Origin of the sequence: Clostridium sp. HBUAS56010, from assembly GCF_007115105.1 — a bacterium.
Taxonomy (GTDB): Bacteria; Bacillota; Clostridia; order Lachnospirales; family Lachnospiraceae; genus Lacrimispora.
In genome coordinates, this window is record NZ_SULJ01000001.1 from 244,394 (window position 1) to 261,289 (window position 16,896).

Consider the following 16,896-nt stretch of genomic DNA (forward strand, 5'->3'; position numbering starts at 1 on the left):
CTTGAAAAAGTAGTAAAGATGATTGACATAGCCAAGGATGAAGAACTTTTAAGGGCGAGTATCATGAATGATGAACCGTACACACCAAGATATTTTAAGGTGGAAAACGGATATTCAAGTGATGTGGAAATAACAAGCATGAAGGAGGTCGAAGGTTTTGTATGAGCAGCCAGTATAAGAAAACAATTGTAATCGGGATGGATTATTCGGAGTTCTCTGGAGGTATTACTGAGATAAACCGAAAGATGGGCCTTCTTGATGCGGAGTTTAAACGTGCGACCGCAGAAGCTGATTTATATGGGAATTCAACAGATAAACTTGGCGTACAGCAAGAGATGCTTAGCCAGAAAATCGCATTGCAACAGAAAAAAGTTGAAGAAACAGCTAAATCTTACGATAAAATCGTGGCTGCACATGGCTATGAATCAAAAGCAGCCGATCAGGCAGATAAGGCTCTCTTGAACGAAAGAACAACATTGCTTAAACTTGAAAAGCAACTAGAGGATACCGGGGAGAAAATCAAAGAAACATCAGATGAAAGTAGATCATTTGGAGATACAATAAGAGATGTAGCAGACTACTTGGGAGTAAGCGCAAGCCCGGCAGTGGAGGCGTTTGCATCAAAATTTGATGGAACAAAAGAAAAAATAGGAGAAGCAATCCTTACTATAGGTACAATGGCTACGGTTTTGGGAACATTGACACTTAAAACTGCGGAAAGTGCAAAAGAAATAACTAATGTATCACAAAAAATGGGTATGACCACAGATCAGTACCAAGAATGGGATTACATCATGAAGATGGTGGGTAGCGATGCTGAAAGCATGACTGGTGATATTGCAGCTCTCGCAGAAAAAGCAGTGGAAGCCACAGATAAAACAAGTGATACGGCAAAAATGTTCCGCCTATTAGGCGTAAATGTTCGTGATTCGCATGGGGCAATGAAATCACAAAATGAAATTTTTAAGGATGTGATTACTGGACTGCAGAAGATGGAAGATGTAACCACTCGTAACGCTATAGCAAGTGAACTTCTATCTACCACTGGGGAAAATATAATACCAGTATTAAATATGACCAAGCAAGAACTTAATGGATTAAAGCAAGAGGCACATGATGTGGGATATGTAATGAGTAAAGATACGCTAGATGGATTTAGCGATCTGAATAGGGTTATGGGAAAATTCAAAGATTCAGCAGAAGGACTATCCAACAGCTTTGGGACAGCTTTATTACCTATGCTGACGGCATTTTTCTCTGTTTTGTCTTCCATCCCTGTTCCAGTTTTGCAATCAATAATTACAATAACAGGAATGATTGCAACTATGGTTAGCATTACAAATGCAGTTGAAAGTACTACGGGGTCATTCGAAAAATTCAAAAATTTCCTTGGAGGACTAGATGCTAAGACGATAAAAACTACTGCGATTATTTTAGGTGTAGTAGCTGCCCTGATTGCCCTTTTTGCTATTATTGCTGCAATAGTTGGCCAAGGAGATCAGGTTTCAAGAACCATGGACAGCGTAGGGACTAATGTTGGGAAAATCACTAAAGGAATCCAGGGACAGCAAAGCGGATCGCAGTATTATGCTTCTGGTACCGACTATGCTCCGGGTGGAGAAGCCTGGACAGGAGAGAATGGGCCGGAAAAGGTGATATTACCTAGAGGTGCACGAGTGTTGACTGCAGAAGAATCAAAACGCTCTATAGGAGGAAATACATACATAATTAATGCAAATATTGATGCTAAAAACATTAAGGATTGGACTGATGTTGTAAACTTCATGCAACAAGTAAAACCAGCAACAAGGGCAGGAAGGAGCGTGCTGTAATGGCTACTCAGATAATAGCTTGCAAGGCAGATACCACGGTTTGGACGGATAACCAGTTTCAGGACGATTATTACAACAACGATCCGGGTATATATCCGATGCGCATACTAACAAGCCGCCCCAATGTAGGATTTTTACAGTTTGATTTTCCCACTTTTCCAAATAAACAAATCACAAAAGCAGAGTTAAAACTATATTGCACAACCAAAAGGCGAAGAAATATATTAGGAGCAGGACAGTTTAACATCCCTATAAATATAAACACTTTAAATGGTCGCAAGTTTAAAAATCAGTATATTGATGCTGACATGGCTTGGAGTCCGACAGAATTAACCTCAACTTACGATCAAATATTTGATGCAAACGAATGGGTGTCATTTGATTTGACGAGCATTGTCGCGAATAGCCAGGGATTGGCTAATGCGGTAATTGCTTTAGTGGTGAATGAAGACACCGGAATGTCCGGTAGCTGGAGTTTTAATTCCATTGAGGCTGACTCAAACAAGCCATACATTGAGGTTACTTATAATGATGCCGTTCCAGACCTTCCGACAATCCTGTACCCCAACGGTGATGTAATTGAAAAAGGAAATGCGCTGACGTTTCAGTGGAAGCACAATTCACTTTATGACACAGGGCAGGTGAAATACGATTTCGGGTGGAGGCAGCAGGGCAACACATCTTGGGCGGATACATTAGGTGTCGTATCAACAACACAAAGCCGAACACTTGACTCCAACGCTCTACCAACAGGAATTATCGAATGGCGGGTGAGAACCTATAATGCCAACAACGCAGCTTCCGGGTATGCGTACGGTTCCTTTGAATTAACAGGAAGACCTACCGCACCTATTATAGACAGTATGAAGAACGATGCCATTACAGAAATAGCATGGCGTAGTAATGCAGCTGAAACGGCAATATATCGGCTTTGGATTTACCAGGGTGGAACATTGATTCATGACAGCGGCGAAAGACCGGGGGGCATATCAAGTTCTTATATTCCTAACATGATGTTCGCCAATGGTCAATATACGGTCAGAATGAGGATAGGGAGTGTTTACGGTGTGTGGTCTGACGAAAGTGCAAAAGTATTTACTCTGTCTGCTGCGATTCCTGCTGCGCCTGATATCACTCTATCAGCAGCGCAAGGCGGTATTTTGATTTCAACATCATCTACTGCAGCAGACAAGATAATTTACCGTTCAGAAGATGGGATTATATTTACACCGATTGGACGTTTTCCGGGGCAGACCTATACGGACTATGCTGTGAAGTCTGATGTGATGTATGAGTATTACATATGTGCACATAATGGAGGATTTGCAGACAGTGTCAAGCGGACAATGAGGATAAAATACAAAGGGTGCCTGCTCTCGGATGTAAATACACCAGACGATTTTATCAAGATGTACAAATCAGATAGTGACTGGTATAACATCATCAAAACAAGCCACGAAAACGAGGCTGAATTAATCCAGTACGAGGGGAGGATATATCCAGTAAAAGAGTCTGGTATACACCGCCAGTCGGAGTTCGGCACATCGTTTTACCTTGATAATAAAGATGCTTACAAAATGGAAGAAATGTATAAAAAGAATAGTATATATCTGTTTCGAAATGATGAGGTATGCCTTTGTTGTGAAATAAGCAATTATAATCACCAAAATACACTGTTTAACAAAGGCAAGAACGTGGAAATTTCCTTAATCAGAGTTGATTACAATAATGGGGTGAGATTCGATGTATAGCCTTGCGCAAGAAACATATACACATAATGATGTACTAAATATGCTTCAATCTGACAGATCTATAAACTTTAGATATGAGTTGCTTGATAAAAATGAAATTAAAATAAAAGACCTAGAAAACGTGAAAGGAAACATTAGATTTGACAGTTCGCAAGAAATAATGGGGACTGCGTCATTTTCAATAAAAGAGATTGGAGACATGGAGCTTAAAAGTGTCGATTTAAGGATACGTCCATTTATGTGTTTGCAAGCACCTACAGGTTGGATTGAATATCCTCTTGGTACTTATATAATGAGTAGTCCGGAACGATCAAAACAGGGGAGCAAAGTTGTGCAGCAAGTGGATTGTTACGATTATAGCACGATTCTTAAAGAGGACAAAATAACTACAAGAATGTTTGTCGCAACCGGAACCAATTATGTTTCCTTGGTGAGGAGTATTATAACTACGGCTGGTATCAAAAAAACGAATATCGAAACTTCCATACTGACAGTTAGTAAAGTTTTAGAATTTGAAATTGGCACAAGCAAACTTGATATTATAAATTCACTACTCACAGCAATAAACTATGAACCTTTACATTTTGACAATAGAGGGTATGCGGTAAGTCGGAGGTACATAGAACCGCTGAACAGGCGTACAGAGCAGGAGTATCAGACTAACAATAGGAGCGTGATTAAAAGCGGAGCAAAACAAAGCGTGGATATGTATAATGTGCCAAATATATTTATTAGATATACAAATGACCCGGACGGAGCGGAATTAAAAAGCCAGTATATCAATGATAGCGTAGCAAGCCCTATATCAACTATAAATAGAGGGCGTAATGTGGTAGATATTGAGAGCGTAGACGATGTAGCTGATCAGACAACGTTAAACGATTTAGTACGGCGCATTGCCATAGAAAAAAGTCAGACTTACGATGCCGTTATCCTTCCTACTGCTCTAATGCCGCATCACTCTTACCGCGATTGCGTTTTTGTAGGAGAGAGCGGACTTGGTGTTGGAAATAAATATATTGAGTATGCGTGGGAAATGAATCTTGTTGTAGGCGGTACTATGACGCACACTTTGAAAAGGGTGGTAAAATTATGATATACGGGAATCCAGGGGAACAACTGGATGAGTTGAAAGAAATATTTGCACCAGAAGTGGGGTATCGTATGGCGGTGGTTGATAGCATAATGGGCGGTAGACCTTACATCCGTTTTTATGGGGAAGATGTATCCAGTCAAAAACCTTATAAATATCTGCATTCATACACACCAGCAAAAGGGGATAAAGTTCTTGTTGCTCGTGTGGGAAAATCCTATGTAATCCTCGGAAAGGTGGTTTGAAAAGAAAATGAATTATGATGTAGTACTAAATGCAAATGATATCGCGGCACTGGAAACGCAATATGCGTTTACCCAGGGCGATTATGGCAATATACAATTCAGCGTCCGTGTAAAGGCTGACGGTCAGTATGTTACTGATGCGGGGCGTGCATATATAGTGTTTACTTTACCTAATGGTTTAATAGTTACTGGAGACGATATGCCTAAGAGCGTGGCAACATATACATACGTATTTCAAGGCAACGAATTACAATCGCCGGGTAAAGTTGTTGCGGATGTAAAACTGGTATATGCAACTGGTCAAATATCATCCAATAAATTTACTTTTGTATGTCGATATGATCCGCTTGCAGATAAAAATATACAGGCAGGTTCCTATATAACTGCACTCCAAAAAATAGTAAATGAGGGTCAAGAAAAGATTGATTATTTGCAGATGCTTATAGATACCCTACAAGAAAATCTTAACGAGACAGCATTGACAAGAAATGATCTACAGGATAGCAGGGAGCCTATAAATTCAGGGTTAAAAGCTTTAGATGCACATATGGCACAGTCTCTACTTTTAAAGAGTGAGTTGGCAAACAATGGCCTTACAAATCAAGAAGGTTTTGCTCTTGATGCTCGTTATGGCAAGACTTTAAAAGATTTACTTGATACGACAAATAGCAATTTAAATAACATTAGTAACGACCTAAGCAATAAAGCTGGTCTAGGGGAGAACGATTACAGTGGAAGGCAATCAATAACGTCAATTGTCGGTTTAGGAAACAATTCCTACACCCACGCTCAAGTCGCAGTAAGAGCACCATACAACCAGAATAATGCTGCTCGTGCTATGATCGGGTTTGAAAATGTGGGCAACACCGCAGGAATTTTGTATTTGGATACCGATGGTCGCCTAAAATGGCATGGTCACGATGGTATTAGAAAAGTAATTGATTGGACTTAAATGATCATTTAAAACAGTTGATGCCATGTTCCAACAGTATATGTAGTTCCATTTGTGGAGGCCATTCTCGCTATATATACATGGTCATCGTATAATTGATATGCTGTAAGCCACACAACCCAACTGTCTTGTAGCGGGGAGTAGGCTTGAAAAATAAATTCCTGAGTATTATCAGGCGTATACGCTTTATTCACAACAGAATACAAACCGCTACGCCGGATTAGGTCTAGCCATTCGATTGGTACCGCATCTTTATTAAGCTTCTGGTCCATTGAAGTATTCACATCTGCAACATTTGCCTTGTTAGCTAAATTGCTATTTAACGTAGAACCGGAGCTGTCCGTGAAACAGCAGAAAGGAAAAATAAATGTATTATTTAAGAAAAGAACCGTATGAAAAAACTATACCCGTAATTGAAAAAACTGACGGAACCATCATACCAGAAAGAAAGTATATGGTAGAAGACAGGGCATTATATAAAGCCAATGGATTGAGCAGATATTATAGGCAAGAATTTGTAGGGGATAAGCAGCCTGGATTTACTTTATATAAGGTGAAAAAAATATCAACAATTTTAAAACAACGAGAAGCGTTGTTTAATTATTGTGGTGAATGGTTTGACGTATACGATGAAAATGGAAAGGTAGAACTTCCAGTAAGTTAGTTGCTATTTACCAAACTAAATAAACTTGTAAACCAGTCCCATAAGGGGCTTATTTTTATGCCTGAGAATAGGCGGAAAGGATTTTTATATGAACAAAGAAAAAATGATTCTTAACGATGGAACAACAGTTGAATTGGAAACAAGCGCAAGCTTGACGGGACTTACCACAATCTTTCCAGACTGGACGGGGGCGGCAGTGCTGCAAAAGCTGACAAAAGAAAACCTTGCAAGCGTCCGGTTGGAGAATGGGGAAGGACTCACGGTAGGAAATTACACTGATCTTGTGCTGCAGCCAGGAAGCTGGCAAGTAAAAGAAGATGGTGTACATATCACGGTTTCCTTACGTGAAAAAACGGAAATTGAAAAGCGTCTGGACAATGTGGAGGCAGGACAGGAAACTCAGGACGGAGCAATTGAGGAACTGGCCGGAATGGTAGGAGGTGCGCAGTAATGGTGGCATTTTATTTGATGAGGATTGAAGCTGGCAAAATGAATGTGGAGGAAGTTCCTCCAAGATGGAACGATGAAGTTAAGGAAAAATTAAAGAAAGTGTGAGGAAATGAAAATGAAAAAAGAAGCAGTTTGCATGGTATTGGGTGCATTGGCATCGGCAGGAGTAAAATTATTTGGAGGGTGGACACCGACATTAAGCGTTGTCCTCATTCTAATGGCAATTGATTTTGCAGCAGGCTTTATTGTGGCAGCTGTATTTAAACAATCCCCTAAGTCGAAAACAGGAGCAGCAGATTCCATGTCCATGTTTAAGGGATTGTGTAAAAAGTTTGGTATGATATTTGTTATTGCGGCAGCGCACCAGATAGATATTGCTTTAGGAGTAGACTATATTATGACTGCTACAATATACGGCTTCATTGCCAACGAGGCACTTTCGATTGTAGAAAATGCAGGACTTATGGGTATTGTTAAATCAGAGGTGCTTATTAATGCCATAGAGGTGCTGAAAAGTAAAGGGAGTAAAACAGAGTAAGTATTAATTATTTGGGCCTAGGATAATCCTGGGCCTTTTCTTTGCGAAAGGAGAAAAATATCATGGATATTAGCAAACAGTTTATAAATGTCAGCAATTACAACAGACCGGGAACGAAAAGAAAAAACACTACCGCCGTAGCTTGCCATTACATAGGGAACCCTGGCACCAGTGCGCAGAATAATAGAAATTATTTTGAAAGCCTAAGAACAGTAGGGCCGCAGAAAGAAGCCAGAGGAGAAAAGGCAACAAAAGCAAGCTGCCATTACTTGATTGGCCTTGAAGGAGAAATTATTCAACTGATTCCGGAGGATGAAATATCATGGTGTACAAACAGTGCAAACAGCTACACTATATCAATTGAAGCCTGTCACCCAAAGGCAGACGGGGTATTTAATCAAAAGACCTATAATGCTTATGTAGAACTGTGTGCAGACCTTTGTGCAAGATGGGGGCTTGATCCTCTCCATGGGGGCTTGATCCGGCATTATGATGTGACGGGAAAAGTATGCCCTAAATGGTTTGTAGATGCTCCACAGGAATGGCAGAAATTTAAGGAAGCTGTTTCTGCAAAAATGAAACCATCATATGATTTGGAGTGGAATCATGATGCGAATGGCTGGTGGTATGCAGATACAGAAACTTCCTATTATAGGGCGAAATGGGAACTTATAAATAATCACTGGTACTATTTCAATCCAGATGGATATGCAGTTACAGGCTGGCAGGTCATTGATGGCAAGGATTACTATTTTGAACCGAGAGCAGGACACCCGTTAGAATGTGCGTTGTATGTATCAGACAGTAATGGTGTGCAGGCACCAGGTATATTTTAAGGTAGAAAAATAAAACAGTCGGATAATAGTCGGATTAACAGAGCTATTGAAGAAGGAAAGAATAAATAACAAACTGTAAAACAGGAAAAAGCCCTGATAAATCAAGGCTTTTTGTTTAAGCTTTCGGGGGGACTCGAACCCCCGACCCACGCATTACGAATGCGTTGCGCTACCAACTGCGCTACGAAAGCAATCCAATATTCGGTTTTGAGCCGAAACCTTTGATAGTATAACAGCAAATGCTTGAAAAATCAACCCTTTCAAGAAAAAATAAATCGAGATTTTACCATTTTTTTCTAAAGCTGTTCTCTGGATTATTTACATTCAGCAGTTGAAATGTAAAACGAAAAGATATGAATTGAGCAAGGTCAAATTTAACCCACATAAATATCGTTTATCAGAAAAACGCATCTATGTGGGTCAGTCAATCCGTTTTTTAGTATTCACCATCTGCAGCAATAACTGCTTCTAATGGCGGCATATCTCCAGCAAGACCAACTGCAAAAATGCTGTAAATTGCTCCGGGCATAAGATATACGTCTGGTATCGTTAATGCAACCTGATTGCTTCCTGTAGGTCTGACTTGAAGGGTATAGGTTCCTGGATTTACGGCAATGTAATCAGTAAATTGTGTATAGGATAAATTTCCAAAGAGTTCCGTTCCGTCTGACAGTGTAATGTCTACTGCGGGAGCGTTCGGAGAAAGATGTACAAATCGTACATAAGAAGCGTTTCCTATTCCCATTGGCGTAAACATTTCAGGAATAGGCATTAAGCCAATATCTGATAATTCGCCTGCAGCGGCTACCGTAAATGCACTGTCTTGCGGAATGGTTATATTGGTATCTATGACAGCGTTTGCTTGGGTTCCTGCCGGATATACCTGTATCTGATAATTGCCGGGCATAATCGGAAGGTAATTAGTTATCTGTTTATAGGAAAGTCCTTCTGCAATTATATTATTATTTGCATATATGTCCACAGCAGGAGCATCGGGAGAAGCATGGAGCAGTCGTACGAAAGACACCTGATAGGGGGCCTGCATGGAATAGTAAGAGTTACCTTGATGGGTATACATATACATAGTTCTCAACTTTAAGACTTTTGATATATAGTATGAAATGAGTTTTGCCTTGTTACCTTTAGCGGCCTGATTTTCTGTTTTTTTTCCAATTTGATTTTTCACTGGCTGGATACAGGCTTAAAACGGTTAGTGGGAGTATAATCAAAATGAAATATTAGTAATAAGTCAGTGAATTAATCAAAATCTCAGTAAACATATACCAATAATAAATTTGATATTTTTTGAGATTTCTTCAAATATGACGATCTCATATGATTAATGAACGGACAACTCCCACTTTCCATATATTAACTTCTGATCATTCAAACATTATACTATGGTTTTGAAATGAATATTTTTGTATTTATCTAGCCGTTTTTTAACAATATTACGTTGCTCTCCGCTTTGGAAAAAGCCACCCTGTGTGTGTGCGATTTCTTCCAGGTGCTTGGCGCGTCCAGCCACAGTAGTGCGGTCTCTTGACAGCCCATTATTCTGAATAACAAATTTCCAGGTACCCTCTGATGTTTGTTTCAATGTTCCGCCAGCACCGCACACCTGGCACTCAATTGGGAAATGGAGTCCATCCCATTGAATTTCACCAAGAATCAATGCGTTAGAATGACAATTGGGGCACCAGCCCATATCTTCTTTTCCCAACCATTTGCGTTCCTGGGCAGGAGTGTTGATTGCAGTCATAATGTTTTGACCAATCTTACGGGAATTTTCCAGTAATTCATCATTCAACAAGCACTGTGCAGGTGCTGGGACACGGGTAGCCAATAGCATATCTATGACTTTAAGATCCAGTGTAAACATTGCTGCCTGCATGGATTCCAATGCCATGGATTGCCATGAACGGGTTGAGCCGCCCACAGCAATAAGTGCGCTTACCCGGTCTTTATGAGCAATCGCACCAATGGTTTCAAGAAACGAAGTTTCATAACTAAGGCTTCTCTGTGCAAATTTGGCAAAGGTGGAGCAGGCCATAAGGTCATATGTAGGTGCGGCAAAAATAACAGCATCACAATTCAGAAGGACATCCATGATTTTTTTCTTATCATCCTTATCATCCAAGACACACCCTGTATTCTTTCCCTGAGACATCCCAATGGTGCATGAGGTGCAGCCGGTGCAATCCTGTATATGATAATCGCGGAGGGATATCATGGTGACATCCGCTCCATTTTGTTCACATTCCAGAAGTGCTTCCTTTAATAAAATATCGCTGTTACTGTTTTTGCGGCCCGCAGTGATTCCTAAAACTTTAACTGACATGTTGAATTTTTCTCCTTTTTCTACGAATGGTTGAAATTATAGCATAATAAATTTTTTTGTGTAAGTAATTTTTTAGTTTGTAGAAAAATTGAAAGTAAACCAATAAAAACATAATTTTTAATTTCATGAAAGGAGAAATAAGATTAACTATTTTTATATTACGAATTGTTCTAATATCCTTTTTTATAGAAGAATATTTCCAAATTGGCAGGTTATAATGCTTGTTGTATCTTTCTACTAATTATATTTATTTGGAAGGACAATGATGGCATACCAATAATAAAACTGGCGCAGCAGAGAACAATTCTTTTATGAGTCAATAAGGATAAATACAGTTTTTAAAACAATATCTTTATCAATGTGTTCGGAGATCAGCAATGAGATCGTAAAAATTATGAACTAGAAACCGATCTATATAAGGCTGGGTTAGCCGTTCAGCGAATCTTATATACAAGACGCAAACAACAAAAACCCTGATATTTACAAGGATTCCTTGCATCTACCAGGGTTAAAAAAACAGCAGATAACGGGAATCGGACCCGCCTCCTCAGCTTGGGAAGCTGATGTTCTACCAATGAACTATATCTGCATATTCACATTTAAGCATCATTATTATATCATAAAACTTTTAAAAATTACAATAGTATTTGAGAAAAAAAGGAAAAAAATTACTAGTAACTTGCCAAAAAAGGAAAAAACATTGTATAATGGAGGTTGAATATACAAGATGTGGAGGAAGTATCATGGCGAAAACGCAGTATAATGCGGACAGCATTACCGTATTGGAGGGCCTTGAGGCTGTACGAAAGCGTCCAGGAATGTACATAGGAAGTGTCGGGACCAAAGGATTAAATCATCTGATATATGAGATCGTTGATAATGCGGTGGACGAGCATCTGGCAGGTTATTGTAATCAGGTCTGGGTGACATTGGAAGCAGATGGTTCCTGTACCGTGAAAGATTCCGGTCGTGGAATTCCAGTGGAGATGCACAAAAAAGGCGTTTCAGCAGAACGGGTGGTGTTGTCAACACTTCATGCAGGTGGTAAATTTGACAATGATGCCTACAAAACAAGCGGTGGACTTCATGGAGTTGGTTCTTCTGTAGTGAATGCACTGTCTGCCCACATGAAAATTAAAATATATAAGAACGGTCTGATTCATTATGACGCATATGAGCGGGGCATACCATCGGTGGAACTGGTGGATGGCCTGCTTCCTACGTTGGGCAAGACAAAAGAGACAGGTACGGAGATTAATTTTCTTCCTGACGTGGAGATTTTTGAAAAGATAAAATTTAAAGCTGATTGGATTAAAAGCCGGCTTCACGAAACGGCATATCTTAATCCACAGCTTCGCATTACCTATATAAATAAAAGGCAGGGTGAACAGGAAACGATTGTTTATCATGAGCCGGATGGAATCGTAGCTTATGTAAAAGAACTCAATCATGGAAAAGAGACAATTCACGATCCGGTTTACTTTAAAGGGATTGTAGATAAAGTGGAAGTGGAAGTGGCACTTCAATTTGTAGATACATTTGAGGAAAATATTCTGGGATTTTGTAATAATATCTTTACCCAGGAAGGGGGTACGCATCTGGCGGGCTTTAAAACACGTTTTACCCAGATGATTAACAGTTACGCAAGGGAACTTGGTATTTTAAAAGAAAAAGACACGAATTTTACAGGTGCAGATACAAGAAATGGATTGACGGCAGTTGTAGCAGTAAAACATCCCGATCCTATATTTGAAGGGCAGACCAAGACAAAACTGGCAAGTGCTGATGCTACAAAGGCGGTCTTTGCTGTAGCAGGAGAAGAACTGCAACGATATTTTGACCGGAATTTAGAGGTTTTAAAAGCAGTGATCAGTTGTGCGGAGAAATCAGCTAAGATCAGGAAAGCAGAAGAAAAGGCAAAGACCAATATGCTGTCCAGATCCCGTTTTTCCTTTGACAGTAACGGGAAGTTAGCCAATTGTGAAAGCCGGAATGCAGAAAAATGTGAGATATTTATCGTGGAGGGAGATTCGGCAGGCGGTTCCGCAAAGACTGCCCGGAACAGACAGTACCAGGCAATTCTTCCCATTCGCGGAAAGATTTTAAATGTAGAAAAAGCCTCTATGGATAAAGTGCTTGCCAATGCGGAGATCAAAACCATGATTAATACATTTGGATGCGGATTTTCCGAAGGCTATGGCAATGACTTTGATATTACGAAGCTACGCTATAATAAGATCATATTAATGACGGATGCCGATGTGGATGGAAGTCATATTGACACGTTGCTTCTGACCTTTTTATATCGGTTTATGCCGGAACTTATCTATGATGGGCATGTGTACATTGCCATGCCTCCGCTGTTTAAAGTTATTCCAAAACGGGGGGAAGAACAGTATCTGTATGACGAAAAAGAGCTGGAACGTTATCGTCGGACCCACAAAGGGGAGTTTACGCTGCAAAGATATAAAGGTCTTGGAGAAATGGATGCACAGCAGCTATGGGAAACCACCCTTGATCCGGAACGCCGGGTCCTTAAACTGGTTGAAATTGAAGATGCCCGTATGGCATCGGAGATTACGGAGATGCTCATGGGAAGTGAAGTATTGCCCAGAAGGCAGTTTATCTATGAACATGCAGACGAAGCTGAAATTGATGCGTAGGAAGCATGACCGGAAAATAAGGATAAGAGAGAGGAACTATGGCAGAGAAAATTATTAGAACAGAATATTCCGAGGAAATGCAAAAGAGCTATATGAACTACTCCATGAGTGTTATTACAGCCAGAGCAATCCCGGATGCAAGGGATGGATTAAAGCCGGTTCAGCGGCGTGTTTTATATGATATGAGCGAGCTTCGTCTAAACCATGATAAGCCGCATAGAAAGTCAGCCCGTATTGTAGGTGATACCATGGGTAAATATCACCCCCACGGTGACAGCTCTATATATGAGACCCTGGTTGTTATGTCCCAGATATTCAAAAAGGGAATGCCCCTTGTTAATGGACACGGCAATTTTGGTTCCATTGAAGGAGATGGAGCGGCTGCCATGCGTTATACGGAAGCCAGACTCGAGAAATTTGCGGAAGAGGTATATCTAAAAGACCTGGACAAGACCGTTGAATTTATTCCGAATTATGATGAGACAGAAAAAGAGCCGGAGGTTTTGCCTGTCCGGGTTCCCAATCTTCTTATTAATGGGGCAGAGGGAATTGCCGTAGGTATGAGTACCAGCATTCCGTCCCATAACCTGGGAGAAGTCATTGATGCGGTTATGGCGTATATTGATAATCCGGATATTACTACAAGTGAATTAATGGAATATATGCCTGGGCCAGATTTTCCCACAGGAGGTATTATTGCTAACAAAAGTGATTTGCCATCTATTTATGAAACCGGTGTTGGGAAGATCAAACTTCGAGGCAGGCTTGAAGTGGAGCTGGGCAAACGTAAATCAGATAAAGATAAGCTGGTCATTACTGAGATTCCTTATACGATGATCGGTGCCGGCATTAACAAATTCCTGATTGATGTAGCAGACCTGGTAGAGAGTAAGAAGCTTTCCGATGTGGTGGATATATCCAATCAATCCAATAAAGATGGGATTCGGATTGTATTAGAACTGCGGAAAGATGCAGATGTGGAACGAATCCGCAATATTTTATATAAGAAGACAAAGTTAGAAGATACATATGGAGTTAATATGCTGGCAATTGTAAACAGCCGGCCTGAAACTCTGAGTCTAAGAGGGATTTTAAAGAATTATCTTGATTTTCAGTACAGCAATGCCACTAAGAAATATCAGGCGTTATTAGAAAAGGAACTGGATAAAAAGGAGATTAAAGAAGGTCTTATTAAAGCCTGCGATATTATTGATTTAATCATTGCTGTTTTAAGAGGTTCAAAAAACTTAAAAGATGCAAAAAACTGTCTGATGACCGGAGATGTTTCCAACATTAAATTCAGAGTCAGTGGATTTGAGGAAGATGCTGGAAAACTTCATTTTACGGAAAAGCAGGCAACCGCAATTCTTGAAATGCGCCTTTATAAGCTCATCGGCCTGGAGATACTTCAGTTGGAAAAAGAGTTTAAAGAGACCTTGGAGAAGATTAATCAGTATGAAAAGATTCTTTCCAGCAAGAAAAATATGGATGAGGTGATCAAATCAGACCTGCAATCCATAAAAAAGGAGTACGCCACACCCAGAAGAACATGTATTGAGGATGGGAAAGAAGCCGTATATGATGAATCTGCTGTATCTGTTTCAGAAGTCACCTTTGTTATGGATCGGTTTGGGTATTGTAAAATCCTGGATAAAAATACATATGACAGGAATAAAGAAACCATTGAAACCGAGAACTCATATGTGGTAAACTGTTTCAATACAGATAAGATCTGTATTTTTACTCATACAGGCAACCTTCACCAGGTAAAGGTTCTTGATATTCCGGGAGGGAAACTCAGAGACAAGGGAGTCCCCATTGACAATTTAAGTAAATTCGACGGAACAAAGGAGAACATTATCTATCTGAGCCATGCCGAAGGTTTAAGAGGTCAGAAACTTCTTTTTGCCACCAGTCAGGCTCTGGTTAAACTGGTAGCCGGAGAAGAGTTTGAAACGAATAACAGAACCGTGGCAGCTACAAAGCTTCAGGAAGGGGATCGTCTGATCGCTGTCCAGCTTTTTGAAGGGCAGACGGATGTAGTACTTCAGACATCATCTGGTGTTTTTCTACGGTTCCGTACGGAAGAGATTTCTGAGTTAAAGAAAAATTCCAGAGGAGTCAGGGGAATTAAGCTGTCTCAAGGAGAAGAACTGGAATCTATATATCTGTTAGGAGAAGAACCAGTGATTCGTTACAAGGAAAAAGAAGTTCACCTAAACCGTTTAAAAGTTGGAAAACGGGATGGGAAAGGAAGCAAAGTTCGCCTCTAGTACGCTGAGACGCGTATAATTTCACGAAATGTCTTTATCACACGCACAAATGTATTTTTATGGCGAATAAATATTGATTTTTCTCCTTGTTTGTTATAGGATAGTTAAGAATTTAGCATATGATAGAAATACAACTGGAAAAAGTGAGGAGAAAAAGATGGAAAAAAAATTGCAAGTGGGCATCTTGGGAGCAACTGGAATGGTGGGACAGAGATTCATCTCCCTTCTGGAGAATCACCCGTGGTTTGAAGTGGTGACAGTAGCGGCAAGTCCACGCTCAGCAGGAAAAACATATGAGGAAGCAGTGGGCGGTCGTTGGAAGATGACAACACCTATGCCTGAGTCTGTGAAGAAATTAACGGTAATGAATGTCAACGAAGTGGAAAAAGTGGCTGCTGGTGTTGATTTTGTTTTCAGTGCTGTGGACATGACAAAAGAAGAAATCAGAGAGATTGAAGAAGCTTATGCAAAAGCAGAGACTCCTGTTGTATCAAATAACAGTGCACATAGATGGACTCCAGATGTACCAATGGTTGTGCCGGAGATTAATCCGGAGCATTTTGAAGTGATCAAAGATCAGAAAAAACGTCTTGGTACAAAACGTGGATTTATTGCAGTAAAACCAAACTGCTCCATTCAAAGTTATGCTCCAGTGCTTACTGCATGGAAGGAATTTGAACCATATGAAGTAGTGGCAACTACTTACCAGGCGATTTCCGGGGCAGGAAAGACTTTTAAGGACTGGCCTGAGATGGAGGGAAATGTGATTCCTTACATTGGCGGTGAGGAAGAAAAAAGTGAGCAGGAACCTCTTCGACTTTGGGGAAAGGTTGTAGATGGGGAGATTGTAAAAGCAAGTGAACCATCAATTACCTGTCAGTGTATCCGTATTCCTGTTTTAAACGGACATACTGCGGCTGTATTTGTTAAATTCCGTAAAAACCCTACAAAAGAAGAGTTAATTGACAAGATCAGAACGTTTCAGGGGATTCCACAGGAACTTAAACTTCCCAGTGCGCCAAAACAGTTTATTCAGTATATGGAAGAAGACAACCGTCCTCAGATTGCCCTTGATGTGGATTTTGAGAAAGGAATGGGTATCTCCGTAGGCCGTCTGCGTGAAGATTCCATTTATGATTACAAGTTTGTGGGAATGTCTCATAACACAGTTCGCGGAGCAGCCGGCGGAGCAATTCTCTGTGCAGAACTTTTAGCGGCAAAAGGATACATGAACGCATAAAAGGCAGGTCAGAAAGGG

Annotated in this window: 15 protein-coding genes and 2 tRNA genes; 13 read left to right on the forward strand and 4 right to left on the reverse strand. The window is 40.3% G+C overall.

The features are described 5' to 3' along the window. Positions 1–18 precede the first annotated feature (18 nt). From FAY33_RS19755 to FAY33_RS20035, 10 genes are all read left to right on the forward strand, one after another. Positions 19–165, forward strand: a complete 147-nt coding sequence (locus FAY33_RS19755) for a hypothetical protein (RefSeq protein WP_207705989.1) — start codon at positions 19–21, stop codon at positions 163–165. Further along, positions 162–1,832, forward strand: coding sequence for a hypothetical protein (locus FAY33_RS01160; RefSeq protein ID WP_143318927.1), 1,671 nt, complete (start codon positions 162–164; stop codon positions 1,830–1,832). Before FAY33_RS19755 ends, FAY33_RS01160 begins: the two co-directional genes overlap by 4 nt. Continuing rightward, positions 1,832–3,583 carry a DNRLRE domain-containing protein gene (locus FAY33_RS01165; protein ID WP_143318928.1) on the forward strand — a complete coding sequence of 584 codons (1,752 nt, stop codon included), beginning with the start codon at positions 1,832–1,834 and terminating at the stop codon, positions 3,581–3,583. The genes FAY33_RS01160 and FAY33_RS01165 overlap by 1 nt, the downstream gene beginning before the upstream one ends. Next, complete coding sequence (locus FAY33_RS01170) at positions 3,576–4,679, forward strand: hypothetical protein (protein WP_143318929.1); 1,104 nt, start codon at positions 3,576–3,578, stop codon at positions 4,677–4,679. The genes FAY33_RS01165 and FAY33_RS01170 overlap by 8 nt, the downstream gene beginning before the upstream one ends. Further along, positions 4,676–4,921, forward strand: coding sequence for a hypothetical protein (locus FAY33_RS01175; RefSeq protein ID WP_143318930.1), 246 nt, complete (start codon positions 4,676–4,678; stop codon positions 4,919–4,921). Before FAY33_RS01170 ends, FAY33_RS01175 begins: the two co-directional genes overlap by 4 nt. 7 nt (positions 4,922–4,928) lie before the next feature. Beyond that, positions 4,929–5,873 (forward strand): BppU family phage baseplate upper protein, encoded by a 945-nt coding sequence (locus tag FAY33_RS01180; RefSeq protein ID WP_143318931.1) that lies wholly within the window; start codon positions 4,929–4,931, stop codon positions 5,871–5,873. A gap of 367 nt (positions 5,874–6,240) precedes the next feature. After that, entirely contained in the window at positions 6,241–6,537 is a 297-nt protein-coding gene (locus FAY33_RS01185) for a hypothetical protein (protein WP_143318932.1), read from the forward strand. Between the two features lie 88 nt (positions 6,538–6,625). Next, positions 6,626–6,988 (forward strand): hypothetical protein, encoded by a 363-nt coding sequence (locus tag FAY33_RS01190; protein WP_143318933.1) that lies wholly within the window; start codon positions 6,626–6,628, stop codon positions 6,986–6,988. Between the two features lie 114 nt (positions 6,989–7,102). After that, entirely contained in the window at positions 7,103–7,525 is a 423-nt protein-coding gene (locus tag FAY33_RS01195) for a phage holin family protein (protein ID WP_243126528.1), read from the forward strand. A gap of 62 nt (positions 7,526–7,587) precedes the next feature. Continuing rightward, on the forward strand, positions 7,588–8,361 hold the full coding sequence (locus tag FAY33_RS20035) for an N-acetylmuramoyl-L-alanine amidase (RefSeq protein WP_143318935.1): 774 nt from the start codon (positions 7,588–7,590) through the stop codon (positions 8,359–8,361). A 118-nt stretch (positions 8,362–8,479) separates the two neighbouring features. Here FAY33_RS20035 and FAY33_RS01205 read toward each other — a convergent pair. The 4 genes from FAY33_RS01205 to FAY33_RS01220 form a co-directional block, all read right to left on the reverse strand. After that, positions 8,480–8,552 (reverse strand) — tRNA-Thr (locus FAY33_RS01205). Positions 8,553–8,797: 245 nt separating this feature from the next. Continuing rightward, entirely contained in the window at positions 8,798–9,439 is a 642-nt protein-coding gene (locus tag FAY33_RS01210) for a DUF4397 domain-containing protein (protein ID WP_143318936.1), read from the reverse strand. Between the two features lie 315 nt (positions 9,440–9,754). Further along, entirely contained in the window at positions 9,755–10,702 is a 948-nt protein-coding gene (locus FAY33_RS01215) for a flavodoxin family protein (protein ID WP_143318937.1), read from the reverse strand. Between the two features lie 518 nt (positions 10,703–11,220). After that, positions 11,221–11,291, reverse strand: a tRNA-Gly gene (locus FAY33_RS01220). Between the two features lie 154 nt (positions 11,292–11,445). Here FAY33_RS01220 and FAY33_RS01225 point away from each other — a divergent pair. From FAY33_RS01225 to asd, 3 genes are all read left to right on the forward strand, one after another. Then, on the forward strand, positions 11,446–13,365 hold the full coding sequence (locus tag FAY33_RS01225) for a DNA gyrase subunit B (protein WP_143318938.1): 1,920 nt from the start codon (positions 11,446–11,448) through the stop codon (positions 13,363–13,365). A 38-nt stretch (positions 13,366–13,403) separates the two neighbouring features. Beyond that, positions 13,404–15,638 (forward strand): DNA topoisomerase (ATP-hydrolyzing), encoded by a 2,235-nt coding sequence (locus tag FAY33_RS01230; protein ID WP_143318939.1) that lies wholly within the window; start codon positions 13,404–13,406, stop codon positions 15,636–15,638. A 157-nt stretch (positions 15,639–15,795) separates the two neighbouring features. Then, complete coding sequence (gene asd, locus FAY33_RS01235; RefSeq protein WP_143318940.1) at positions 15,796–16,878, forward strand: aspartate-semialdehyde dehydrogenase; 1,083 nt, start codon at positions 15,796–15,798, stop codon at positions 16,876–16,878. Positions 16,879–16,896: the final 18 nt, after the last annotated feature.